Source organism: Nonomuraea sp. NPDC001831, from assembly GCF_042892035.1.
Lineage (GTDB): Bacteria > Actinomycetota > Actinomycetes > Streptosporangiales > Streptosporangiaceae > Nonomuraea.
Genome location: NZ_JBIATU010000021.1, coordinates 108396 through 132260, shown reverse-complemented (window position 1 = coordinate 132260; position 23865 = coordinate 108396). Strand labels below are relative to the sequence as shown.

Annotated in this window: 22 protein-coding genes and 1 pseudogene; 18 read left to right on the top strand and 5 right to left on the bottom strand. The window is 71.0% G+C overall.

Annotated features, from left to right (window positions below; genetic code table 11):
- Nucleotides 1-135 precede the first annotated feature (135 nt).
- A complete protein-coding gene (locus tag ACFYYW_RS43390) occupies nucleotides 136-1044 on the bottom strand; it encodes an LLM class flavin-dependent oxidoreductase (protein ID WP_387658918.1) in 909 nt (302 codons plus the stop codon).
- Between the two features lie 354 nt (nucleotides 1045-1398).
- Between ACFYYW_RS43390 and ACFYYW_RS43385 the strand changes: the two genes are divergently transcribed.
- Nucleotides 1399-2352 (top strand): GlxA family transcriptional regulator, encoded by a 954-nt coding sequence (locus tag ACFYYW_RS43385; protein WP_387658916.1) that lies wholly within the window; start codon nucleotides 1399-1401, stop codon nucleotides 2350-2352.
- 69 nt (nucleotides 2353-2421) lie between these two features.
- Here the strand turns inward: ACFYYW_RS43385 and ACFYYW_RS43380 are convergent, their stop codons facing one another.
- Together ACFYYW_RS43380 and ACFYYW_RS43375 are read right to left on the bottom strand one after the other, a co-directional pair.
- Entirely contained in the window at nucleotides 2422-2988 is a 567-nt protein-coding gene (locus ACFYYW_RS43380; protein ID WP_387658913.1) for a hypothetical protein, read from the bottom strand.
- A gap of 148 nt (nucleotides 2989-3136) precedes the next feature.
- Nucleotides 3137-3598 (bottom strand): RNA polymerase sigma factor, encoded by a 462-nt coding sequence (locus tag ACFYYW_RS43375; RefSeq protein WP_387658910.1) that lies wholly within the window; start codon nucleotides 3596-3598, stop codon nucleotides 3137-3139.
- Nucleotides 3599-4342: 744 nt separating this feature from the next.
- On the opposite strand from ACFYYW_RS43375, the gene ACFYYW_RS43370 reads away from it, so the two are divergent.
- The 5 genes from ACFYYW_RS43370 to ACFYYW_RS43350 all read left to right on the top strand — a co-directional run bounded on the left by ACFYYW_RS43370 (nucleotide 4343) and on the right by ACFYYW_RS43350 (nucleotide 8178).
- On the top strand, nucleotides 4343-4681 hold the full coding sequence (locus tag ACFYYW_RS43370; protein WP_387658907.1) for a YciI family protein: 339 nt from the start codon (nucleotides 4343-4345) through the stop codon (nucleotides 4679-4681).
- Nucleotides 4681-5841 carry an RNA polymerase sigma factor gene (locus tag ACFYYW_RS43365; protein WP_387658904.1) on the top strand — a complete coding sequence of 387 codons (1161 nt, stop codon included), beginning with the start codon at nucleotides 4681-4683 and terminating at the stop codon, nucleotides 5839-5841. The genes ACFYYW_RS43370 and ACFYYW_RS43365 overlap by 1 nt, the downstream gene beginning before the upstream one ends.
- A gap of 77 nt (nucleotides 5842-5918) precedes the next feature.
- Complete coding sequence (locus ACFYYW_RS43360) at nucleotides 5919-6374, top strand: YybH family protein (protein WP_387658901.1); 456 nt, start codon at nucleotides 5919-5921, stop codon at nucleotides 6372-6374.
- A 15-nt stretch (nucleotides 6375-6389) separates the two neighbouring features.
- Entirely contained in the window at nucleotides 6390-6761 is a 372-nt protein-coding gene (locus ACFYYW_RS43355; protein WP_387658899.1) for a DoxX family protein, read from the top strand.
- On the top strand, nucleotides 6727-8178 hold the full coding sequence (locus ACFYYW_RS43350) for an FAD-binding oxidoreductase (protein WP_387658896.1): 1452 nt from the start codon (nucleotides 6727-6729) through the stop codon (nucleotides 8176-8178). The genes ACFYYW_RS43355 and ACFYYW_RS43350 overlap by 35 nt, the downstream gene beginning before the upstream one ends.
- A gap of 536 nt (nucleotides 8179-8714) precedes the next feature.
- On the opposite strand, the gene ACFYYW_RS43345 is transcribed toward ACFYYW_RS43350, so the two are convergent.
- Nucleotides 8715-9710, bottom strand: a complete 996-nt coding sequence (locus ACFYYW_RS43345; RefSeq protein ID WP_387658893.1) for a helix-turn-helix transcriptional regulator — start codon at nucleotides 9708-9710, stop codon at nucleotides 8715-8717.
- Between the two features lie 138 nt (nucleotides 9711-9848).
- On the opposite strand from ACFYYW_RS43345, the gene ACFYYW_RS43340 reads away from it, so the two are divergent.
- From ACFYYW_RS43340 to ACFYYW_RS43330, 3 genes are all read left to right on the top strand, one after another.
- Complete coding sequence (locus tag ACFYYW_RS43340) at nucleotides 9849-10310, top strand: VOC family protein (protein WP_387658891.1); 462 nt, start codon at nucleotides 9849-9851, stop codon at nucleotides 10308-10310.
- Nucleotides 10311-10388: 78 nt separating this feature from the next.
- On the top strand, nucleotides 10389-11426 hold the full coding sequence (locus ACFYYW_RS43335) for an aldo/keto reductase (RefSeq protein WP_387658888.1): 1038 nt from the start codon (nucleotides 10389-10391) through the stop codon (nucleotides 11424-11426).
- Between the two features lie 373 nt (nucleotides 11427-11799).
- Nucleotides 11800-12594, top strand: a complete 795-nt coding sequence (locus tag ACFYYW_RS43330; protein WP_387658886.1) for a neutral zinc metallopeptidase — start codon at nucleotides 11800-11802, stop codon at nucleotides 12592-12594.
- A 326-nt stretch (nucleotides 12595-12920) separates the two neighbouring features.
- On the opposite strand, the gene ACFYYW_RS43325 is transcribed toward ACFYYW_RS43330, so the two are convergent.
- Entirely contained in the window at nucleotides 12921-13979 is a 1059-nt protein-coding gene (locus ACFYYW_RS43325) for an LLM class flavin-dependent oxidoreductase (protein ID WP_387658883.1), read from the bottom strand.
- Nucleotides 13980-14377: 398 nt separating this feature from the next.
- Here ACFYYW_RS43325 and ACFYYW_RS43320 point away from each other — a divergent pair, with 398 nt between their 5' ends.
- The 9 genes and pseudogenes from ACFYYW_RS43320 to ACFYYW_RS43280 all read left to right on the top strand — a co-directional run.
- Nucleotides 14378-14866, top strand: a complete 489-nt coding sequence (locus ACFYYW_RS43320; protein ID WP_387658880.1) for a GNAT family N-acetyltransferase — start codon at nucleotides 14378-14380, stop codon at nucleotides 14864-14866.
- Between the two features lie 95 nt (nucleotides 14867-14961).
- The gene (locus ACFYYW_RS43315; protein WP_387658877.1) at nucleotides 14962-16611 is read left to right on the top strand and encodes an ABC transporter substrate-binding protein; all 1650 of its coding nucleotides are present in this window, start codon (nucleotides 14962-14964) and stop codon (nucleotides 16609-16611) included.
- Nucleotides 16611-17561 carry an ABC transporter permease gene (locus tag ACFYYW_RS43310; protein WP_387658874.1) on the top strand — a complete coding sequence of 317 codons (951 nt, stop codon included), beginning with the start codon at nucleotides 16611-16613 and terminating at the stop codon, nucleotides 17559-17561. The genes ACFYYW_RS43315 and ACFYYW_RS43310 overlap by 1 nt, the downstream gene beginning before the upstream one ends.
- Nucleotides 17558-18391: an ABC transporter permease gene (locus tag ACFYYW_RS43305; protein WP_387658871.1), complete on the top strand. Its 834-nt coding sequence runs from the start codon at nucleotides 17558-17560 to the stop codon at nucleotides 18389-18391. Before ACFYYW_RS43310 ends, ACFYYW_RS43305 begins: the two co-directional genes overlap by 4 nt.
- Nucleotides 18388-20319 (top strand): dipeptide ABC transporter ATP-binding protein, encoded by a 1932-nt coding sequence (locus ACFYYW_RS43300; RefSeq protein ID WP_387658869.1) that lies wholly within the window; start codon nucleotides 18388-18390, stop codon nucleotides 20317-20319. The genes ACFYYW_RS43305 and ACFYYW_RS43300 overlap by 4 nt, the downstream gene beginning before the upstream one ends.
- A gap of 22 nt (nucleotides 20320-20341) precedes the next feature.
- Nucleotides 20342-21013 carry an alpha/beta fold hydrolase gene (locus tag ACFYYW_RS43295; RefSeq protein ID WP_387658867.1) on the top strand — a complete coding sequence of 224 codons (672 nt, stop codon included), beginning with the start codon at nucleotides 20342-20344 and terminating at the stop codon, nucleotides 21011-21013.
- Nucleotides 21010-22035 carry a 2-oxoglutarate and iron-dependent oxygenase domain-containing protein gene (locus ACFYYW_RS43290; RefSeq protein WP_387658864.1) on the top strand — a complete coding sequence of 342 codons (1026 nt, stop codon included), beginning with the start codon at nucleotides 21010-21012 and terminating at the stop codon, nucleotides 22033-22035. Before ACFYYW_RS43295 ends, ACFYYW_RS43290 begins: the two co-directional genes overlap by 4 nt.
- 83 nt (nucleotides 22036-22118) lie before the next feature.
- Nucleotides 22119-23702 (top strand): FAD-dependent oxidoreductase, encoded by a 1584-nt coding sequence (locus ACFYYW_RS43285; RefSeq protein ID WP_387658861.1) that lies wholly within the window; start codon nucleotides 22119-22121, stop codon nucleotides 23700-23702.
- Nucleotides 23678-23851: pseudogene (locus tag ACFYYW_RS43280) on the top strand (4Fe-4S binding protein); the annotation flags it as partial. The gene ACFYYW_RS43285 and the pseudogene ACFYYW_RS43280, both read left to right, overlap by 25 nt.
- Nucleotides 23852-23865 lie beyond the last annotated feature (14 nt).

The window sequence follows — 23865 nt, the reverse complement described above, 5'->3', positions numbered from 1 at the left end:
CACGAGATGTGGCCTCCAGAGCCTGCGATCTCGGCGGGATGTGACTGGCCCCGTTCATCGCCGGCGGCACGTCTGCCGCGGGCCCAACCGCTTGGCGCACCTGGACAGGATCCCGACCCCGGTTCGTCCGGGACGTCACCCGTGCAGGAGGGTGCGCACCTCCGCCAGGAGGTCCACCTGCCGCCGCCAGTCGCCGCCCGAGATCCCGACGACCGCGTGGCTCGCCCCGGCCTCGCGGTAGTCGTTCAGCCGTCCGGCGGCCTCCTCGGGCTGGCCGGTGAGGGGGAGCGGCAGCACGTCCTCAAGCGGACGGCCGTAGCCGGCGCTGATCCCGGACGCCACCTGAGCCCGGGACGGGACGTCGGGCCCGGCTCCCAGCGCGGCGGCGCAACCGATGGCGACGATCGGAACGGGACGGCCTGCCTGCCCGGCCAGTTCGGCCAGCCGTCCCCGTCCCTCGGCGACCTCCAGCGGGGAGATCAGCGAGGGGAACCAGCCGTCGCCCAGCCGCGCCGCCCGCCGGATCGCCGCCTCCGACGCGTTGCCGACCCACACGGGCGGCATGGCCGCGGCCGGGGACAGCGTGACCGGCGGCTGCCCCGGCTCGTCCGGCAGCCGGGTCTCCTTCCCGGCCAGCAGCTCGGGGAGCAGTTCCAGCGCGGTGTCCGTACGGCGCCCGCGCCGCCCGTACGCCACCCCGGCGGCGGCCCACTGCCCCGGCCCGCCGCCCGAGCCGACGCCCAGGACCAGCCTGCCGCCCGACACGTGCTGCAGGCTCGCGACCTGCTTGGCCGCCCAGGCCAGCGGCCGGATCGCCGGGACGAACACGCTTGCGCCGATCCTGACCCTCGACGTGATGGCGGCCGCGGTGGCCAGCGCGATCGACGCGTCCAGGGTCGGCGCGCCGATGGCCAGGTGGTCGCCGTGCCAGACGCCGTCCAACCCGGCGTCCTCCGCGTGCCGGGCGGCCTCCCGCAGGTCGAGGCCCCTTGTGCGCTGCTCGCCGACGCCAGGAAGGATCACACCGATCTCGAAGTTGTTCATGCGGCCGACTATGCAACCTCAGGCGGGCTTGAGGTCAATTCCCCTCCGGAAGGCGAGGCGGGCCCGCGGATCGGCAGTTCCCAGGTCAGGGCGTACACGACCATGGCGTGGCGGTCGACCCGCAGCAGCCGCACCTCCCGGCCGTGCCGCGCCTGTTCGGATGGAGTCGTCCAGCGGTGCCACCGAGATGCGGCGGACATGGGCCGTGCCGGAGCCCTGGAAACCGCGATTCCAACGCCGCCGTCTGACCTGCGCTGAGGTGATGCAGCAGTCGTCCGCTGCTTCCGGCGCGCTGGGGGCCATTCGTGGAACTTCGGCAGCGCGTGTTCCGTCGCTCGCTCGTACCGTGTAGGCATGACAGGACGGCTGGTGGTCGTCATCGGTTTCGACGGCATCGAACTCGTTGACGTCGCGTGTGTGACGACCGGTTTCGACTACGCCAACCGGCAGGGTGCCGACCCGGTGTACCAGGTCGTGTTCGCCACTCCGATGGGCCGGCCCGTACGCTGCGACTCCGGGCTGGAGCTGCCCGGCCAGGGACGGATCGACACGATGGGCGGCCCCATCGACACCCTCATCGTCTCGGGCGGCCAGGGGCACGAGATCGCCGCCGCCAACCCTCGGTTCGTGAGTCAGGTCATGCGGCTCGCCGGGCTGTCGCGGCGGGTCGCGTCCGTGTGCACCGGGGCGACCGTGCTGGCCGCGGCCGGGTTGCTCGACAACCGCCGGGCCACCACGCACTGGTACGAGGCCGGACGGCTGGCCGCCCGATACCCGCACGTACGGGTCGACCCCGCTCCGATCTTCGTACGGGACGGCACGGTCGCGACGTCAGGCGGGGTCACGGCCTCGCTGGATCTCACGTTGTCGTTCATCGAGGAGGACCACGGGGCCGAGCTGGCCCGCCGCGTCGCCATGGGCATGGTCACGTACCTGAAAAGGCCGGGGGACCAGGCGCAGGTGAGCATGTTCAACCGGATCGCGCACGCCGACCAGGTCTTGGTCCGGCGGGTCGTCGACCACGTGGTCAGCCATCTGGACGAGGACCTCGGTGTCGCCCGTCTGGCCGCGCTCGCCGGGGTGAGCGAGCGGCATCTGAGCAGGCTGTTCGTCGAGTGCGTCGGCCGCACTCCCTCGCGGCTGGTGCGCGAGACGCGGCTCGAAGCGGCCGCCCAGTTGCTCACCGGCACTCGTGAGCCGGTCGCGGCCATCGCCCGGCGGTGCGGGTTCTCCTCCGCCGAGTCCTTACGGCAGGCGTTCGTGGCGTGGGCCGGGGTTTCACCGTCGCGTTTCCGCAGGAGATCATGACGCTTCCGTTCGCCGCCGACGACACAGAGCACCGGCCCGGAGGGCTTCCCGGACCGGCGCTCTCGTGTGTCAGCCGCCGGCGCTGAAGGACTTCGCGCCGTTACCGTAGACGGTCATGTCCACCCAGGGGTGCGATTCCTGTATGCAGGAGAGGTACGGGACCAGGCAGAAGACGCCCTGGGTCCGCTTGCGCCATTGGGCCGCTCCCCGGCCGCCGTTGCTCACGAGCGACTCGTGACCCTTGAACGACCAGCCCACCATGTAGACCTCGGCCCACCTGGTGTAGAAGTGGGCGCTGGTGATCCGGGAGCCGTCGCGGCAGTAGTCCATTCTCTGGAAATACTTCCAGAGCCATTGGCCGACGCGGTTCTTGCCGCCCCGGTAGCCGGTGTAGATCCAGCAGGAACTCGCCATGATCTGGGTCCGTTCCTCCGCCGAGACGATGACATCGTTCTGGGCGAGCTTCGCGAGATAATCCTCGCTGGAGATGGAGTCCAGCGGTTCCTCGCCGTTCTCCGTGGTGGCCAGTTCGGTGTCGGGATCCGTAAGAGACGACGAGACTTTCTGGGACGTCCTGCTCTCTGCTCCCGCGGCGGGCGCGAACATCAAGCAGGCGAGCGCCGCCGCCAGCAGCACGACAAACGCATGCCGTACGGGCGGAATGCGCCTTCGAGAGCTTCTCATGGCTGTCCTTTTCCGCGATTCCCAAGAATCGCACATCGGCCTGAACGAACGAACCTTTCACCGGTAGTACGCTCCTGGGCGGCGAGCTCGACAGAATTCATCACCGATTTCCGGCCGGGCGGTTCATGGCCCGCCGCACGGGAGCCGTCGCACGGCGATACCGCATCTCGACGGCGGCGGCCGATTCGCCGCACGCGACACCGATCTGTCCCCAGGTGGCGCCTTCCATCCGCAGGCGGACCACATGGCGGATCTCGGGGTCGAGCAGTGCGATCAGGGGTGCCGCGCGCCTGGCCTCGTCCCCGTCGGCCACGGCGTCCTCGAAGCCGTGGGGGCGTGGCATGAGTGCCGCGTGGCGGCGTAACACCAGGTCGCGGGCGGTTCGGCGGTGGTGGTCGACCACGAGTCGCGCCGTGACGGTGGCGAGGAAGGGCCACGCCCGTTCCTCCTCCAGCCCGGCGAAGGTGGCGGTACGCAGCAACGCGTCCTGGACGACGTCCTCCGCGTCCGCCCCCGCCCCCATGCGTATCGCCAAGGCCAGCAGTCGCGGCCGGTACGCCATCAGGACATGCCAACGTTGTTCTGTGACATTCATGCCACGGCCCTCTCCGTTTCCATGCATACGAAAAAGCCCGGACAAAGTCGCCCCGTAAGATTGCAGACATGCGGAACCGCCGCACCAGGACCCCAGCCGGACGTTTCCGGGCCACCTGAGCACGGCCCGATTGACTCCGCCCCCCGCTTATCGCACGCGCCGGGCGGTCACCCCTATGACCACCAATTCACACCCCGGACACACGCCGACGCGCTCATGGCCGGCTCCCCCCTGCATTTCTCCACCGTTCGAGGCGCCGGGCCGCCTCCGGCCGGCTTTCGCTTTCGCTCTCGGCTCTGAACAGATGGAAGCAGGTTGCGACCTTGTCCGGATCGAGCCGGGGAGCGCGCCGTCCGGATCCATGGGATTCCCGTCCGCTTGCCAGGGCGCCGGGAGCTCAAGTGATTCCCGGCCACGCCCGTCACCACTACGAGCGACCGAATGATGTGCCGTCCGAATATCGAGCTAGCTGGCCTGGGCGCTTCCTCGATGGGGGACGGTTCGCCTCGACCCGGAACCTCTCGGCGTGGCCCGCCACTTGCTTCGTACGGCCGTCGGTGCAGCCGGAGGGGACCCGGGCGGTCAGTGGTTCAGCCCGGTTCTCGCCCCGGGGAAGGCCGCGCGCAGCCATGCACTACGGTTTCGAGATGTCCTATAAGTAAGGGACATTCCGGCAGCGTACGTAGGAGTCCGTAACCCCTGGAGGTCGCGATGCAGTACGCCCTCTTGATCTACACCAAGCCGGGCTACCACGAGGCGTTGTCCGACGCGGAACGCGAGGAGGCCTATGCGCAGTATTTCGCGCTGGCCGACGACGCCCGCTATGTCACCGGCGCGCAGCTGCAACCCGCCGAGACGGCGACCACGGTGCGGGTGGTCGGCGATCGGATGCTGACGACCGATGGCCCCTTCGCCGACACCAAGGAGGTCCTCGGCGGCCTCTGCCTGATCGAGGCGGCCGACCTGCAGGAGGCGCTCGGCCTGGCGGCTCGCCTCCCGGCTGCCCGGTTCGGCGCCACGGTTGAGGTCAGGGCGCTGGTGCGGCGCTGATGCCGCTCGATGAGGTCTTCCGGGACGAGTGGGGCCGGGTGCTGGCCTCGCTGGTCGGCTATCTCGGGGACTTCGACAAGGCCGAGGAAGCCGCGCAGGAGGCATTCGCGATCGCGGCGGAGCGCTGGCCCGCCTCGGGCATGCCGCCCAACCCGGGGGCGTGGCTGGTGACCACGGCTCGCAACCGGGCGATCGACCGGATCCGCCGTGAGCGGATCCTGGCGGAGAAGATGCCTCTGCTGCCGGTGCCGGAGGCCGTAGTGGACGAGCTCGACGAAGGTGTGATCAAGGACGAGCGGCTTGAGCTGATCTACATGTGCTGTCATCCGGCGCTGTCGCTGGAAGGGCAGGTGGCAGTCACCCTGCGGGCCCTTGGCGGCCTGCAGACGGCCGAGATCGCCAGGGCGTTCATGGTTTCCGAGGAGACCATGAAGCGTCGCCTGTCCCGGGCCAAGAGTAAGATCCAGGTGGCCGCGATGCCGTTCGAGGTCCCCGATGCCCGTCAGCTTCCCGAGCGTCTCGGCGCGGTGCTGACCGTCATCTATCTGATCTACAACGAGGGCTACAGCGGCCGCGTCGACCTGGGCGCCGAGGCCATCCGCCTGGGGCGACTGCTCATCGGGCTCCTGCCGAAGGAACCTGAGGCGTACGGGCTGCTCGCGCTGATGATGATCCACCACGCCCGGCGGCAGGCTCGGTTCTCTGGCGAAGATCTTGTTCTGCTCGACGATCAGGATCGCTCGCTCTGGGACATGGCTCAGATCGACGAGGGACGCGCGGTGCTCGACCAGGCGCTCGTTCTCGGCGGGCGGGGCGCTTACGTCGTCCAGGCCGTGATCGCGTCCCTGCAGACACACGAGCGCGTCGATTGGCGCCAGGTCGCGGAGCTGTACGGGCGGCTGGTGAAGCTCACCGGTTCGCCCGTGGTCGAGCTGAATCGTGCGGCGGCCCTGGCCCAGGCCGGCGACCCCGTCGCCGCACTGAGCGTCGTCGATGGCCTTGACCTGCACGACTACCTCTACTTCCACTCCACCCGCGCCGAGCTGCTGCGGCGTCTCGGCCGCGGGGAAGAGGCCAGAGCGGCGTACGGCCGGGCACTGCGGATGGCCACCTCCACGCCCGAGCGCCGATTCCTCACCAGGCGGCTCGAAAATATTTGAACCGGGTTGTCCCCCCGGCGGGTCCTCGTTCGTCGCCTGGACGAAAGCGACGAACTTGAACCCGCAAAGGGGCAGCGATGCCAACGCAGCGCGAGACGGACGAGGCCGAGATCCGCGGCCGGATAGACAAGATCATCGAAGGGCTCCACGCCAAGGATCTTGAGGGCCTGAAGCAGGTGTATTCGACGGACATCGTGTCCTTCGACATCGAGTCGCCTCTCCAGGACGTGGGGATCGAGGCGAAGCTCAAGAACTGGGCCAAGGTGTTCGCTCTGTTCGAGAGCGTGAACTACGAGATCCGCGACCTGACGCTGACCGTGGGCGATGAGGTGGCCTTCGGGCACGCCTTCGGCCGGCTCAGCGGCACGTTGAAGGGCGGTCCGGCGACGAGCGGCATGTGGGTGAGGGTCACCTACGGCTTGCGGAAGATCGACGGCATCTGGTGGATCACGCACGACCAGGTCTCGGTGCCGTTCGACGTCCGGAGCGGCAAGGGCATGACCGGCCTCGAGCCCCCGAGCGGCGCGCGGTAACGGGGAACGACCTCGATGAACATCTTCCTGTGGATCCTCCAGGTCCTGCTGGCCGCCATGTTCGCCATGTCCGGCCTGGAGAAGGCCACCCAGCCAGAGGACAAGCTGATCGGCAAGTACCCGTGGATGGGGGACGTGCCCTTGGCGGCGGTGCGGCTCATCGCCGTGCCGGAGCTGCTCGGCGCGCTCGGCCTGATCCTCCCCGCCGCCACCGGGATCGCGCCGATCCTGACGCCGATCGCCGCGACGGGGCTCGCGATCCTGACCGGATGTGCTGCGGTCATGCACCTGCGCCGCACGGAGATCTCCGGCCTCGCCGTCACGGCCGTCCTGTTTCTGATGAACGTAGTCGTTGCCTGGGCCCGATTCGGCCCCTACGGCTGGTAATCGTCGCGCTCGTGCCGCGCAGGCACGGCTGGCCGGCAGTTCGACCATCGACAACTTTCACTGTGGAAGGAACATCATGGGTTCAGCGCGTGCAACCTCGCGTCCCGGCTTCGGCGGGGACGTCATCGCACCGGGCGCGGAAGCCTACGAAGCGGCCAGCCGCTCGATGCTGGTCGCGGGAAGTCCAGCCCTGATCCTGCGGCCCGAGAGCGTCGCGGACGTGCAGGCCGCAGTCGAGCTCGCCATCGGCACGGGGCTCGTCCTGTCCGTACGAGGCGGCGGCCACGGCTTCGCGGGTTTCGGCACCAACGACGGCGGCGTCGTGCTCGACCTCGGCAAGCTCGCGAGCGTGGAGATCATCGACAAGGAGCGTCACTTTGTACGGATCGGCGGCGGCGCCACCTGGGGCCAGGTCGCGGCCGCGCTGGCGCCGCACGGCCTGGCGATCTCCGCCGGCGACACCAGGAGCGTCGGCGTCGGCGGGCTGACGTTGACCGGTGGCATCGGGTGGAAGGTGAGGAAGTACGGCCTGGCCCTGGACAACGTGGTCGCCGCGGAGATGGTCACCGCCGGCGGTGAGCTGGTGCGGGCGAGCGCCACGGAGAACCCGGAGCTGTTCTGGGCGCTTCGTGGCGGGGGCGGCAATTTCGGGATCGTGACCGCCTTCGAATTCGCCGCGCACCCGACGACGGACGTGCACTTCGGCAAGATCACGTTTCCCGGCTCCGAGGCGGCCACCGTACTCCAGGGCTGGGCGGATCACCTGCGCACCGCGCCTGATGAGCTGACCTCCATCGTGGACTTCGCCAATCCCTTCGCCGGCGGGGCGGACGCGCCCGTCGAGGTGCAGGTCGCCTTCGACGGCGATGACCCCGGGCTCGCCGCCCAGGCCCTCGATCCGATCCGCAGGCTCGGTTCGGTGATCGGCGACGATGTCGAGCTCAAGCCGTACGCGGACGTGCTGGTGGACTTCGCGCCCCCACCGCCCGGCATCCGGTTGTTCACTCGTAGTGCGTTCGTCGACGCCGCGCCGGTGCCAGAGGTCCTCCGGATCCTGGCCGAGGCCGCGGCATCGGGGTCCGCGCCGAAGATCTCCGTCCGCAGTGTGGGAGGCGCGGTGTCAGCTCTTCCCGGCGACGTCACCGCCTATGCCCATCGCCAGGCGGAGTTGATGTTCGTGACCACCACCATAGGCACGCCGCAGGTCATCGAGGCCACCCGCCCCGCGCTGACGGCGATCTGGGCCGAGCTCACACCTCATGTCAGCGGCGCCTACGCCAACTTCCTCGCCTCCGCCACCGAGGAGGACGTCGCCGCGATCTATCCGCCGTACACCCATCAGCGGCTCGCGGCGGTGAAGCGGCAGTACGACCCCGGCAATCTGTTCTCCCGCAACCACAACATCCGTCCGCTGTAAGCCCCGACGGCGAAAGGCGCCCCTGCGGGTGTTCTTCGGCGTTCAAGGCCATCAGATGGTTCCGCAGGTCTACGCCGACCGGCTCAAGACCTGGGCCGACTGGCAGGACCTGTCGGTGCAGGCACACGGATCCACCCCGGCGACCTCGGCCCTCTGAACCGGTGCCCTCGCTGACAAGGGAAACGGCCCTCGCCCTTCTGGCCGCACTGCCCCTGGCCCCGTCGCCCGCCACCGCGGATGACGGCCGATTCAGCGGCCCGCCCTCGCCAAGACGAGAACGGGAGCTGCGGTGCGCCCGGGCACGGTCCGGCCGCTGACCTTCACCCGACCTTCCACGGCCTCGCCCTCGCCACCTCCTACCTGACCGGGCAGGTGAGGCGGTTCGCGGCCAAGGGGAGCCGCCCCTTTCTTGCTCGGGGCCGGGGCCGGGGGTTGAGGCGCAGTGTGCGATTAACAGGCCGCTTGCGTCTGACCGGTCCCGCATGGTGCCGGCGAGTTCGGTGGTCTGTTCAACCACTGGGTCTTTCGTGGGCAACTCACGATGTCGGTGATGCGAGGCCGTGGCCGGTTGCGGTTCTGGTGAATCGGCGGGCGAGGTGTTCGAAGGCGTCGGTGAGTTCGTCGGGGCCGATGACTTCGATGTCGGCGTCGTAGCGGGCGATGGCGGCGGCGAGGCTGGGCCAGGACCAGGATCCGAGGGTGAGCCGGCAGCGGTGGGGGCTGGTCTCCTCGACGATTCCCTCGCGGGTGTAGAGGGCCACGGTGGCGGCGGGCAGGTCGAGGATCACTGTGCCTTGGCAGGGCCAGTTGCCCGAGGCGTCGCCAGAGCCGCGGAACGTGCTGGTGACGAAGGCGGCGACGTCTCCTCCGGGCAGTACGCGCGGAGTGAACCGGGGCCCGCTGGGGGTGCGCGGGGTGATCCGGTCGGCGCGGAAGGTGCGCCAGTCGTCGCGGTCAAGGTCCCAGGCGATGAGGTACCAGCGTCCGTCCCAGGTGATGACGTGGTGGGGTTCGACGCGGCGCGGGGGTTTGTCCGTGACCTCGGCGCCGTAGTCGAAGCGCAAGATCTCGCGGGCGTGGACGGCGGCGCTGATGGTCAGGAGCACGTCGCCGTCGACCGGGGTGGCCGGCCGGGTGACAGGTCGTTCGACGGCGGTGACGCGCAGCGCGTCGATGCGGTGCCGGAGTCGGGAGGGCATGATCTGCCGGATGGTGTTCAGTGCCCGTTCGGCGGGTTCGGCGAGGCCGTCGCCGGGGTTGGTGGCGACGATCTGCAAGGCGATGGTGAGGGCGACGGCCTGTTCGTCGTCGAACAGCAGCGGGGGTAGTTCGGTGCCGGCGCTGAGCCGGTAGCCGCCGTCAGGGCCTTTGACGGCGGCGATGGGGTAGCCGAGCTCGCGGAGCCGGTCGACATCGCGGCGCACGGTGCGCAGGCTGATGTCCAGGCGATCGGCCAGCGCCGTGCCGGGCCAGTCCCGGCGGGTCTGCAGCAGCGACAGCAGAGCCAGCAGCCGGGCAGAAGTTTTCTGCATGAACCTCATCCTGCCCGAAGTAGGTGCCACACCCTGTCACCTACCCCTGCGAACCTTCGTATCGAGCCGGTCAGCCACGGCACCCGGACGGCCCCCCTTTGACACTGGCGCCCGGAAAATCAATAAGGAGTCATCAGCATGGCCATCTCCACCACCACCCACCTGAACTTCCGCGGCGACGCTCGCGCAGCGCTGGAGTTCTACCAGACCGTGTTCGGCGGCCGCCTCACCGCCATCTCGTACGGCGACTTCGGCATGCCGAAGGAACTGCCGGACGCCGACAAGATCGTCTTCGGCCAGGTGGCGGCCGACAACGGCTTCAGCATCATGGCGTACGACGTGCCCGGCCAGGCACCGGCCGCCACCGCGCCCGCCGCCACCACTCGCGAGCACGGCATGACGCTGACCGGCGAGCGGTTCTTCGTGTCCGTCCGCGGCGAGACCGCCGAGGAAGTCGGCGCGCTGTGGAACAAGCTCGCCGACGGCGCCGACATCATCGAGAAGTACGGCCCGTCGCAGTGGGCCCCGGGCTTCGGGATGCTGACCGACCGCTTCGGCGTCACCTGGATCCTCGACGTCGCCGCCCCGTACGCCGGCTGACCACCAACCCACTCATCCGGTCCGAGGCGGCCTGCCCAGGCCGCCTCGGACCGCCCGGCTTTCTCGAAGGAACAGATCATGCGCACTCGCCCTCTGGGCCGTACCGGCATCAAGGTCAGTCCCTACTGCCTCGGCACCATGATGTTCGGCCCGTTCGGCAACCCCGACCCCGACGACTGCGTCGCCATCATCCACCGGGCCCTCGACGCCGGCATCAACTTCATCGACACCGCCGACGTCTACGGCGGTGACGGCGAAACCGAACGGATCGTGGGCAAGGCGCTGCGCGGCCGACGCGACGACGTGGTGCTCGCCACCAAGTTCAACGGCCCCATGGGCGCCGACCCCAACCATCGCGGCAGTTCCCGCCGCTGGATCGTCACCGCGGTCGAGAACTCGCTGCGGCGTCTCGGCGTCGACCACATCGACCTCTACCAGGTCCACCACCCCGAGCCCGGCACCGACATCGAGGAGACCCTCGCCGCCCTGACCGACCTGATGCAGGCGGGCAAGGTACGCGCGATCGGCCATTCCAGCCTGCCGGCCGCGGAGATCGTCGAGGCCCAATGGACTTCAGAACGGCGCGGGCTGGCCCGCTTCCGCACCGAACAGCCGCCGTACTCGATCCTGAACCGCGGCATCGAGCGCGACGTCCTCCCGGTCTGCGAGCGCTACGGGCTGGGCACGCTGGTCTGGAGCCCGCTGGCCTCGGGGCTGCTCACCGGCCGCTACCGCAAGGGCGGCAACGAACAAGTCTCGAGCGCCCGCATGCACTGGGTGCCCAAGCACATGACCGACAAGCGCAACCACGATGCCGTCGAAGAACTCGTCCCGATCGCCGAGCAGGCCGGTCTGTCGCTGACCCATCTGGCCCTGGCCTTCGTCATCAGCCATCCCGCGGTCACCTCGGCGATCATCGGTCCCCGCACCATGGCGCAGCTCGGCGACCTGCTCGCCGGCGCCGGCACCACCCTCGACGACGACACCCTCGACCAGATCGACAAGGTGGTCCCGCCCGGGGTGAACCCGGGCACGCTCGACATCGCCTACGTACCACCCGCACTTGAGCAAACCGACCTGCGCCGCCGCCGCACCGGCGACCGCGCCGCCGCCTGACGTGCCTGTCCACGACCACTGCGTCGTCCAGTACCGGGGGTGATCCACGGCAGCGGCAGCCCGTGCCCGCGGGTGCGGAGCACGGTCCATCGCCTTGGCCACTGCGACGAAGGTGCTGACGTGCGACGCACAGACGCGGAGGGCGGTCGATCGACGCGGTTCGCCGGAACCGGCCGGCGGACGCTGCACACCTGCATCTCCATGCCCGCCACGGCTTGGACGGGCAAGCTCCAGGATTGGCAGTCCCCGCGGCCCAGATGAACGGATGCTGCCCCGAGCATCCACAGGGCAGGACGCCCGCGTCCCTGTTCCCCCGACGGGCCCGCCTGAGGACGCCGACACCAGGCCCGGCACCCACCCTAAGATGACGATCATGCGCTTCGTCACCCTTGTCGCCACCACCACGCTCGCCGGCCTGCTGTTATCCGGCACCCCGTTATCCGGCACCGCACACGCGACATCCGCCTTCCCCATCCGGGCCCGGGCTCTGACCGCGAACAAGCTGTACCGTACGGGCGAACTCCAAGCGAGCCGGTGCCCGGAGCGCGAAATCGGGCCGAAGACCGTCGCGTCCGCCAAGCGGTACCTGACTGCGGTGCTGAACTGTCTCAACCGGTCGTGGGGCGCCCACTTCAAGAAGGCGGGCCTGCCCTTCGCCAAGGCCAAGATCGGATTCATCACCAAGCCACGCAAGTACTGTGGGGAGCCCTGGGGCTCCGCCGCAGCCGCTTACTGCAAGGCGGAACGGCGTTTTCTCGTCCTTCTGGACGACGACATGCTCGACGACTCCACCGACCTGTTCCTGTTCCAGACGGCCGCCCACGAGTACGGGCACCACGTGCAGAACCTCACCGGGATCACCAGCAGCTACTACCGCTATCCGTACCGCAACAAGAGTGAACTGAACGAGCAGATCCGCCGCAAGGAGTTGCAGGCGGAGTGCCTAGGCGGAGTGTTCACCGGCAGCGTCTGGGACTCCTTGACAGAACGCAGCGAGGAAGACTGGGAGATCTTGCTCCAGATTACGCGGAACAGCGGGGACGAGCAGTACAAGAACCGCGACCACGGCAAAGGCCGCAACATCGCCATCTGGCTCGACAAGGGCTTCCGCGCCAGATCCCCGCAGGCGTGCAACACCTGGACGGCCTCCTCGTCCAAGGTTTCCTGATCACAGAGAGCCCCTCCCTGCCGCATCGCCTCGCTGGCACGGACGTTGATCTCCTGGGCAGGCTTCGCGCAGGCCGGGCCGCGCGACCGTTCATCGCGTCCTGAGACGCACACCCGAGTATCACCATGCGAGGCGGCGCAGTCCCGCGTGTTGAGATACGAACGGTGGTCTCACTCACCCGGCTGGCGCGACGAACTGCGGCTTCGCCCTGGAGTTCATGATCGCTCCCGACGCCCTGGCCGGCAATGTGGAGGTGGAGCAGCGCAAGACCTGCATGAGAGCACCAACGCGCCGGGCCGAACCGCGACGGCCGCGCCGCCCGTTGGTCATCCGCGCAACAGGGGGAGCAGTTGGTCGCCCTGGCGTTTGATCTCCGGCAGGTACGGGGTGTCGGAGAGGACGAAGTGGGTGATGCCGAGGGCCTGATAGTTGCGCAGGGACTTGGCCACGTCCTCGGCCGAGCCGACCAGCCAGGTGGTGCCCGCGCCGCCGGCGCCGAACCTGCCGGGGGCGGTGTAGAGGTTGTCGTCGAGCACGTCGCCCCGCGCGGCCAGGTCGAGCAGTCGCTGCTGGCCGACGGCAGCGTGCCGGTTCGGGTCGCGCTCGATGGCGCCCTTCGCCATCTCCTCGACCTTGGCCTCGGCGTCGGCCCAGGCCTGTTCGGTGGTGTCGCGCACCAGCGTGGTGATGCGCAGCCCGAACTCCAGCGGCGGGTGCTCGCGTCCGAGCTTGTCGCTGAGGCGCCTGAGCCGGTCGATCCGGGCGGCGACGCCGTCGAGTGGCTCGCCCCAGAAGAGCTGGACGTCGGCCTCGGTGGCGGCCACCTGCTCGGCGGCCTCGGAGGCGCCGCCGAAGTAGAGGCGGGGGTGGCGGCGCCCGCGCCGGACGACGGTGCGCGGCACCACGGTGGAGCCGGTGACGCTGAAGTGTTCGCCGTGGTAGGTGACGTCGTCCTCGGTCCACAGCTTGCGCACGATCCGCATGAACTCCTTCGTACGGGCGTAGCGGTGCGCCTGGTCGCCTTCGCTGTCGCCGTAGGCGGCCAGGTCGTCCTTGCCCGAGACGATGTTGACCAGCACCCTGCCACCGGTGAGATGGTCCAGGGTCGCGGCGGCGGAGGCGAAGTTGGCCGGACGCCAGTAGCCGGGCCGGACCGCGATCAGCGGCTGGAACGTCGTGGTCCGCGCGGCCAGCGCGGTGGCGATCGTGAAGGTGTCGGGCCGTCCCCAGCCGGTGCCGATGAGCGCCCCGCTCCAGCCGTGCTCCTCGAGGGCCCGGGCGTGGCCGATGAGGGTCTCCAGGCTGTTGTGGTCCGCGACGACGTCGTCACCGCGGTGTCCGGGCTGGGCCTGGTTCGGGATGTACCAGAGGAACTGAAGGCTCATCAGCGGGATCTTCCTGTCCTGTTCGGCGCACTATGACCCGGATCACCTAAAACCTAGTATCTATGTAGGTAAAGTGTAGATTATGGGCGGGTTCCTTCGGTACTCCGGGCGAGAGATCGACTTCGCTTTCTGCGCAGGCGCGCCATGTCAGCGCTGATCGGCTGTCGCATCAGTTCGAAGGTGAGCGCCCGTACCGGCAGTGTGGCCGGACGCAGTGCCCGCCGATCCCGGCAGAGCACGTCCGGTTGCTCGCCGCCGGCGCCCAGGAGCTGGCGTCCCTGCTCGGCGGGCGTCCTGCGCCATGAGGCGGGGACTGCTCCACGCCCTCGGGATCGGGCATGGGCCACGCGCCGCCCGTGAACCGGTCACAGGTGAGCAACACGTACGGGAGGCAACGCATGACCATGGACAACGCCACGTTCACCGTTCGATCCCTGGCCTATGACCATCCGGCGGCCGAGGCGCTGCGCGCGGCCATGCAGGAGGAGATGAGCCGGCGCTACGCCGACAGGCTGGCGGCCGACCCCGGCCACCTTCCCGCCGGGATGGCCGTGCGGGCGGAATCCGTGCTGTTCACCGGCATCGCCTTCGACGCCGAGCGGCCCGTCGGGCACGTGCTGCTGCGCCGCCTCGGCGACGAGGTCGAGCTCAAGCGGATGTACGTGGCCCCGTCACACCGGGGGGGCGGGGTGGCGCGGTCCTTGCTCGCCGCGGCCGAGGAGGCCGCGGGCGCGCTGGGCGCGCGACGCGTCATCCTGCAAACCGGGGACCGCCAGCCTGACGCGATCCGTCTGTACGAGCGGGAGGGCTACACCCGCATCCCGATCTTCCCGCCCTACACCTCGATGACCCACTCCACCTGCTTCGAGAAGCGGATCGTCGGCTGAGCCTGGCGGGATGGACGGCGTGGGCGTCTCCATGGGTTGACATCCGAGTATTCCTACCCGAATAGTGGGTTGTAGTTCGTCGTGAAGGAGCCCCCATGAGGGAATTCCCCCGTCCCTTCGACCGGCCCGCCCTTCCGGGGGCCACCGATCTGACCAGGCGGGTCCTGCTCGCCGGGACAGGAGGGGGAGCCCTCTCGCTCCTGCTGGCCGCCTGTGGTGCAGGCGGCGGTGCTCCGCTGACCGGCGCGGACGGCAGGGCCCTGCAGTCCGGTGCGGACGCCGCGGTGTCCGTGCCACCCCGACGCGGCGGGACCCTGCGCGCGGGCTCCCCTCCGCCGCCGACCGCTGTGGACCCCGTCACCATGTACGACGGCTCGGCCATCGCCATCGTCCAGCTCGTCGCCGACTACCTGATCTGGCTCGACCGGGACTTCACCCTGAAGCCGCGGCTGGCCGAGAAGTGGGAGCCCGAGGACGGTGGCAAGCGGTGGGTGTTCACGCTGCGCAAGGGCGTCACCTTCTCCGACGGCACGCCGCTCGACGCGGAGACCGTCAAGGCGAGCTTCGACCGGCTGCTCGACCCGAAGTCCAAGTCCGCCGCGCTGTCCGCCTTCGACACGGTGCTGGCGAAGGGCGGGGTGGGCGTGCGCGACGCCGCCACGGTCGTCTTCACGCTCGAACGGGCCTTCTCCGACTTCCCGTATCTGGTTTCGGCGGGCAACTACAACGCGGTGATCCTGAAGAAGGACTACGCGGGCGACTTCACGAAGAAGCCGATCGGCACGGGGCCGTTCCTGCTGGAGTCGTACGACGCGTCGTCGGGGGCCACGTTCACCCGCAACCCGACGTACTGGGAGCCGGGCAAGCCGTACCTCGACGGAGTGAAGATCACGTTCTATGCCGACGACCAGGCCGACCTGCTGGCGCTGCAGAGCGGTGAGATCGACGCGCAGATCCTCAGTCGCCCGCAGCTCGTCGGCCCCCTCAAGGGGCTCGGCGACATCACCGTGGACCAGGTCCAGGGCACCGGTCTGACCGCGTTCACGCTGCGCACGGACCGGCCGCCGTTCGACCGCAAGGAGGCGCGGCAGGCGGTCGCGTACGCGCTGGACCGGCCCGGCGTGAACGCCGCCGTCTACGACGGCATCGCGGCTCTGGGCAACGACCACCTGCTCGCCCCGCTGTTCCCGGCCGCGCCGGACGGCATCGCCCAGCGCGCCAAGGACCCGGCGAAGGTCGCCGAGCTGCTCGGCGGGCAGCCGCTGACGTTCACGCTGACGTACGACCCGCCCAGCAAGGACTACGCGCTCACCGTCCAGAACCAGCTCAAGCAGGCCGGCATCCAGGTCGATCTGGACCAGCGCACCTCGGCCGACTTCTACGGGGGCGACCAGGAGAAGGACACCCCATGGCTGTTCTCCACCGCGAACCTCGTCGGCTGGGCCGGCCGCGCCACCCCCAGCCAGTTCATCATCCCCATGGTCAAGGGCGGTGGCGTGTGGAACGGCTCGAAGTACGCCAACCCGGCCCTCGACGCGGCCGCCGACGCCTACGACGCCGCCCGGACTCCGGAGGAACGCGCGACCCAGGCCGAGATCATCGCCAAGGCCCTGCACGAGGACGTCCCGGTGATCGTTTCCGTCTGGAGCGGGACCGTCCGTGCCTACAACGGCCGGAAGTTCACCGGCGTCCAGGCTCACCCCGCCAGCTACGTCGACTTCAGCTCGGTCTCGCAGGTCGTGTGATGCGCTTCCTGCTGCGCCGGCTGGTGGCCGTGCCGCTGACCCTGCTGGGGGTGTCGGTTCTGGTGTTCGTCACGACCGAGCTGGTGCCGGGCGACGTCGCCCGCACGATCCTGGGCCGCGAGGCGAGCGCGGAGTCCGTCGCCCGGCTGCGCTCCCAGCTCGGCCTGGACGCACCCCTGCCCGAGCGGTACGCGGACTGGCTGGGCGGCTTCCTCAGCGGCCGCTGGGGCGAGTCCTACACGCTCGGCGTGCCGGTCCGCGACCTCGTGCTCGACCGCCTCGCGGCCTCGATGCTGCTGGCGGCGCTGGCGTTCGCCCTGCTCGTGCCGGTCGCCGTCGGCCTCGGGCTGGTCGCGGGCGTCAACCACGACCGGCCCGTGGACCGCCTGGTCAGCGTGGGCGGGCTGGCGTTGGGTGCGACGCCCGAGTTCGTGACCGGGGTGGTGCTGCTGGTGGTGTTCGCGGTGCGGCTGCGCTGGTTCCCTTCCTCGGCGCAGGCGCCGGACGGCTCCTCCCTGCTCGTCCGGCTGGGCCATCTGGCGCTGCCGGCGCTCTCACTGGTGCTGCTGTGCACCGGATACGTCGCCCGGCACGTGCGCGCCGGCGCCGTGGTCGCGATCGAGAGCGCGTACGCGGGCGCCGCCGAACTGCGCGGGCTCACCCGGTGGCAGGTGGTCCGGCGGCACGTGCTGCGCAACTCCACCATCCCGGCCACCAGCGCGCTCGGCGTGCAGCTGCAGTTCCTGCTCGGCGGCCTGGTCACGGTCGAGCTGCTGTTCAACCATCCCGGGATCGGGGCGCTGCTGCTGTCGTCGGCGGTCGACAAGGACCTGCCGACGCTGCAGGCCACGGCCATGGTGCTGGGGCTGCTGTACATGCTGATCGTGCTCGCCGCCGACGTGGCGTACCGGCTGCTCGATCCGCGGATCCGGCTGGGGGCGGCGGCGTGACGGCCATCGCGCTGCCGTCGGCGCGGCGGCACCGGCACCAGGCCGCTCTGGGCATCGGCGCGGCGATCGTCCTCGCCTGGGCGGTCGTGGCGGCGCTCTGGCCACAGCTCGTGCCGTACGAGCCGGACCTGCACGACCCGGCCGCCCGCTTCCTGCCGCCGGGGGGCGCGCACTGGCTGGGCACCGACCAGTTCGGCAGGGACACCCTCTCGCGGCTGCTCGCGGGCGCCAGACCGGTGCTCCTGGTCGCGCCGGCGGCGACCGCGTTCGCGGTCGTGGCCGGGACCCTGGTGGGGCTGGCGGCCGGCACCTACGGCGGGCTGGTGGACGAGATCGTCATGCGGCTCCTCGACGCCGTCGTCGTGTTCCCCTCGATCATCGCGACCGTGCTGGTCGTGGCGCTGGCCGGGCGGTCGGTCACGGTCATGGTGCTGGTCATCGCCGCGTCGTTCGTGCCGATCGTGGCGCGCAGCGTGCGCGCCGCCACGCTGGTGGAGCGGGAGAAGTCCTACGTGGAGGCGGCCCGGCTGCGCGGCGAGCGGTCCTGGGGCCTGACGGTGCGCGAGATCCTGCCGAACGTCGCCCCGACGGTGCTCGTGGAGGCCACGTCCCGCTTCGGCGACGCGATCTTCGCCGCGGCCACGCTGTCGTTCCTCGGTCTCGGACAGCCGCCGGGCTCGCCCGACTGGGGGGCGTCGGTGTCGGACAACCGGCTGTGGCTGCAGCTCGCGCCGTGGACGGTGCTCGGGCCCGCGCTGGCCATCGCCTCGCTCGTGGTCGGGATCGCGCTGGTCGCGGACGCGCTACGCGGGCGCTGGGAGGCGTCATGACCGGGCTCGTGATCGAGGATCTGTCCGTCGCCTACGCGGGGAAGGCGGCGGTGCGCGGGGTGTCGTTCACGGTGCCGCCCGGTCAGACGTACGGGCTCGTGGGGGAGTCGGGGTGCGGCAAGACGACCGTGGGGCGGGCGCTCGGAGGCCAGGTCGCGCGGGGCGGGGCGATCACCTCGGGCCGGATCGTCGTGGACGGCGTGGACGTGCTCGGGCTGCCGCCCGCGGGCCTGCGGCGCTGGCGGGCGGCGGCGCTGGCCGTCGTGCACCAGGAGGCGAGCGCCTCGCTCGACCCGACCATGCGGGTGGGCACGCAGCTCACCCAGGCGCTGCGGGCGCGCGGTCGCGACCGCCGGGAGGTCCCCGAACTGCTGGAACGGGTGCGCCTGCCCGATCCCCGGGCGATCGCCCGCCGGTATCCGCACCAGTTGTCGGGCGGGCAACAGCAGCGGGTGGTCATCGCCGCGGCCCTCGCCGCCCGCCCCCGGCTGCTCGTCCTCGACGAGCCGACGACCGGGCTGGACGCGACGGTCGAGCGGGAGATCCTGGAGCTGATCGGCGAGCTGCGGGCCGAGCTCGCCGCGGCGGTGGTGCTGATCAGCCACGACCTGGACCTCGTCGGACGACTGTGCGACCGCGTCGGGGTCCTGTACGCGGGCCGCCTGGTCGAGGAGGGACCGGCCGGGACGGTCCTCCGTGAGCCCGCGCACCCGTACCCGGCGGCGCTGCTGGCCGGTACGCCCCGGCTGGGCCGTACCCGGCGCACCCACCCGCTGACCCCCATCCCGGGCCATCCGCCCGTCCCGGGAGAGGAGCTCGCGGGCTGCTCGTTCGCCCCCCGCTGCCCCCGGGCGGACGCGTCGTGCCACTCCACCGCCCCGGCCCCGTCCGCGGTGGCGGCTCTCCACCAGGTGAGCTGCCACCACCCGGGCCAGGCCGGGCGCCCGGAGACGGAAGCTACGGAGACGGAAGCCACGGAGACGGAACCCATGGACCCGGAGCCCGCCGTGCCGGAGAGCGGGCCGCTGCTGGAGATCCGCGGACTGACGCGCCGGTACGGCAGGACCGTGGCCGTGGACGGTGCCGATCTGGTGATCCGGAGGGGTGAGGTCGTCGGGCTGGTCGGCGAGTCGGGCAGCGGCAAGACCACGCTCGCCAGGGCGGTCGCCGGGCTGGCAGGACGCGGGCCTGGGACGATCACGTTGCACGGACGTTCCCTCCATCCCCTGGTGACCCGCCGGGACCCCGGACAGCGGCGCGCCGTCCAGATGGTCTTCCAGAACCCCTACGCCTCGCTCAACCCCAGCCACACCGTCCGCGTCATCCTGGCCAAGGCGAGCCGCAGCCTCGGCGGCCCGCGAGACCCGGCGGACCTGGCAGGAGAGGCGGGCCTCGACGCGCACGTCCTTGACGCCCGGCCCGACCGCCTGTCCGGCGGCCAGCGCCAGCGGGTCGCCATCGCCCGCGCCTTCGCGGGCCAACCCGACCTGGTGGTGTGCGACGAGCCCGTGTCCGCCCTGGACGTCAGCGTGCAGGCCGGCGTGCTGCGGCTGCTCGACGACCGGCAGCGGGCCGGCGGCACGTCGTACCTGTTCATCTCGCACGACCTGGCCGTCGTCGGCTACCTGGCCGACCGGATCGCGGTGATGTACCAGGGCCGGATCGTCGAGCAGGGACCGGCCGGGCAGGTCCTGCACGGCCCGCACCACCCCTACACGGCGTCGCTCGTCGGCAGCCGCCGGGCCGGACCCGCGGGCCGGGCGAGCGCGGCCGGATGCCCGTTCGCCGGCGCCTGCCCCAGCCGCGTCGGCGGACTGTGCGACACGAGCGCGCCGCCGGCGCGCGACCTCGGGCGGGGGCACGTCGTCCGCTGTCACCTCGATCCCGGGCGGCTCCCGCGTCGAGCCGGGAACAGCACGTCACCATAACCGCTCTCCTGGAGGAAGCACCATGTCCGACCACGAGTTCGCCGGTCTGCCCGGCCCCGTGCAGCGCCGATGGGTCACCGTCTCCACCGGGGACCACGTGAGCGGCGTCGCCTGGGGGTCGGGACCGCCGGAAGTCGTCGTGCTGCACGCCGCCGGCGGCAGCGCCCGCGACTGGGACGGCCCGCTGGCCGGGCTCGGCCGTCCCGCGCTGGCCCTCGACCTGCCGGGCCACGGCCGCTCCAGCCGCCACAGCGCCGTCTACGCGCCCCGCAAACTGGTGCTGCCCATCGCCGAGGCGATCAGATCGTTCGCCCCGCAGACCAAGGCGGTGGCCGGGACCGGGCTCGGCGCGCTCGCCGCCGCCGCGCTGGCCGCCCGGCACCCGCACCTCGTCCCCGCGCTCGTTCTCATCGGAACCCTGCCCGGGCATCCCGCTCCCTCGGACGACGCCGAGTACCTCTGGCAAGGGCTCGCCCGGCTCGCCGCCGGGGGAGCACCCGTCACCGTCGTCCGCGGCAGCCTGAGCGACGCCGCCGTGGCCGAGCTGGGCGAGCGCGTGCCGTCCGCCCGGCTCGTCGCCTCGGAGGGACACAGCCCCGCGCCCGACGGACCACCACCCACCGCGGCCGGGCTCACGGCAGCCCTGCTCGCCGACCTCCTGCTGACCGGCCCGACCACGAGGAGCCGCGCATGACCGCCCAGATCCCCCTCATCGACCTCGAACTCGCCCTCAGCGACGACGCCCCGCCCGAACTGCTCGACGCCGCCCGCGAGGCGGCCGAGCAGATAGGGATCATCCAGGTGACCAACCACGGAGTGCCCGACGAGCTCATCGACGGCTTCCACGACTCCATCGGCCGCGTCCTGGCCCTGCCCCGGGAGGACAAGGCCCAGCTCGCCAGCCCCACCGGCCATCCGTACCGCGGCTGGCGGCAGTGGCCGGACGACTACGGCCGCCTGGAGCTGGAACGTTTCGTCATCGGCCAGTTCGGCAGCGTCGAGGAGGCGAAGGCGGCCGGGCTCGGCGAGGAGCACGCGCAGCTCTACGCCCACCCCAACGTCTGGCCGCCGCAGGAGCCGGGCCTGAAGGAGCTGGCCGCGCGCTACCACGACGCCTCGGTCGGTGTGGCCGAGAAGGTGCTCACCCTGTACGCGCGCCTGCTCGGCGTCCCCGCCGGCACCTTCCCCACCTCCGGACGCCCCTACTACACCAGCTTCGTCGTCAACGACTACCCGACCTGGACCCATGACGACGGCGGCGACACCGCCCCGGACAAGCTGCTCCTGCTGGAGCACGCCGACGGCTCCGCGCTCACGGTGCTGCACCAGCGTGGCGACTACGCCGGGTTGCAGGGCCGCGGCCCCGACGGCGAGTGGATCCCGGTCCCCATCGTGCCCGGCGCCCTGCAGGTGTTCTCCGGTCACATCCTCACCAAGTGGACGAACGGCCGCCTGTCCGCCGGTACGCACCGGGTGGTCGCGGGCGGTTCGGTCACCAGGCGTTCGACCGGCGTGTTCTGGCACCCCAGCCTGGACACCGTGATCGAGCCGCTGGCCCCGTTCGTCGGCCCCGAGGGCTCCGACCACGAGCCCGTGCTGCTGTGGGACCAGGCCAAGCGGCAGGTCGAGGAGTATCTGGAGGTGTTCGGCCGGCCGGACCAGGTCGCGGCGTGGCGCGAGGGCCGCCCGTACGTGGCCGAGCTGGCGGAGGCCTGACATGTCCGAGGAGGTACGTCGCGTCACTTTCTTCGGCGCAGGACTGACGAGCCGCCCTGCGGATCTCCCATGAGGAGGGAGTCATGACCGATCTGGATCTCACCGCAGACGTCCTGGTGGCCGGCGGCGGGCCGGCCGGCGCCTGGGCCGCCGTCAAGGCAGCCGAGGCAGGCGCCGACGTCGTCCTGGTCGACAAGGGCTACCTGGGCACGAGCGGCGCCACCGCCGCCGCCGGCACCGGAGTCTGGTACGTCGATCCCGACCCGGCCTCCCGCGAGGCGGCGATGGCCTCCCGGGAGGCCCTGGGCGGCTACCTCGCCGATCGCGCCTGGATGGCCCGGGTCCTGGACCAGACGTACGCGAACATGAACGAGCTGGCCGAGGTGAGCCGCTACCCCTTCCCGGTGGGTGAGGACGGCGGGCAGATCCGGCGCGGCCTGCAGGGTCCGGAGTACATGCGCCGCATGCGCATCCGCGCGCGCCGCTCGGGGGTGCGCGTGCTCGACCACAGCCCTGTCACCGAACTGCTGGTGGACGCGGACGGCGCGGTCGCGGGCGCGGCCGGCCACCGCAGGCAGCTCGACCGCTCCTACCGGGTGCGCGCGGGCGCGGTGGTGCTGGCCACCGGTGGTTGCGCCTTCCTCAGCAAGGCGCTCGGCTGTGACGTCAACACCGGCGACGGCGCCCTGTTCGCGGCGGAGACCGGGGCCGAGCTGTCCGGCATGGAGTTCTCCAACGCCTACGCGATCGCTCCGGAGTTCACCTCCGTGACCAAGACCGCCTTCTACTCCTACGCCACCTTCTACCATGCCGACGGAAGTGTCCTGGAGGGCGCGGGCAGCATGCGCGGCCGGTCGGTGATCGCGCGGGCGCTGCTGTCCGGGCGCGTCCTCTGCCGCCTCGACCAGGCGAGGGAGGGGATCAGGCAGGCGATGCGGCTGGCTCAGCCCAACTTCTTCCTGCCCTTCGACCGGCAGGGGATCGACCCGTTCACCGAGCTTTTCCCCGTCACGCTGCTGGCGGAGGGGACCGTACGCGGAACCGGCGGGATCCGCCTGACCGGCTACGACTGCGCCACCTCCGTCGCGGGCCTGTACGCCGCCGGCGACGCGGCCACCAGGGAACCGATCTGCGGGGGCTTCACCGGCGGCGGCAGCCACAACGCGGCCTGGGCGATGTCCTCCGGCACCTGGGCGGGGCAGGCCGCGGCCCGTCACGCCCGTGCTCTGGGCGCTCGGGCGGCCACGCGGACCGTGCGCGGGGCGGGCGGCGCCGGATTGCGGCCGACCGGCGGCGACCCGGCCGGGCATCGCGAGATCATCGAGGCGGTCCAGGCCGAGGTGCTGCCGTACGAGAAGAACTACCTGCGCCACGGCGACCGGCTCGCGCCCGCGCTGGCCGCGCTCGACGAGACCTGGAAGCGGGCCAGGCAGGGCCTGCACGCCGACGGCCCCGACGTCGTGCGCGCCCGCTCGGCCGCCGCGATGGCGGCCCACGCCCGATGGATGTACGCCAGCGCGCTGGCCAGGACCGAGAGCCGCGGCATGCACAAGCGCGCCGACCATCCCGGCTCCGATCCCGCCCAGCACCACCGGCTGATCTCCGGCGGGCTCGACGAGGTCTGGGTGCTGCCGGAGACCGGGTGGCCGCTGGCGGTGGCGTCGTGATCGAGATCGTGCTGCGCGACCGGTGCATCGCCTGCGACAAGTGCGTCGAGGCCTGTCCGACGGACGTGTTCGTACGCGGGGACGACGGGGTGCCGCTGATCGCGCGGCAGGGCGATTGCCAGACGTGCTTCATGTGCGAGGCGTACTGCCCGGTGGACGCCCT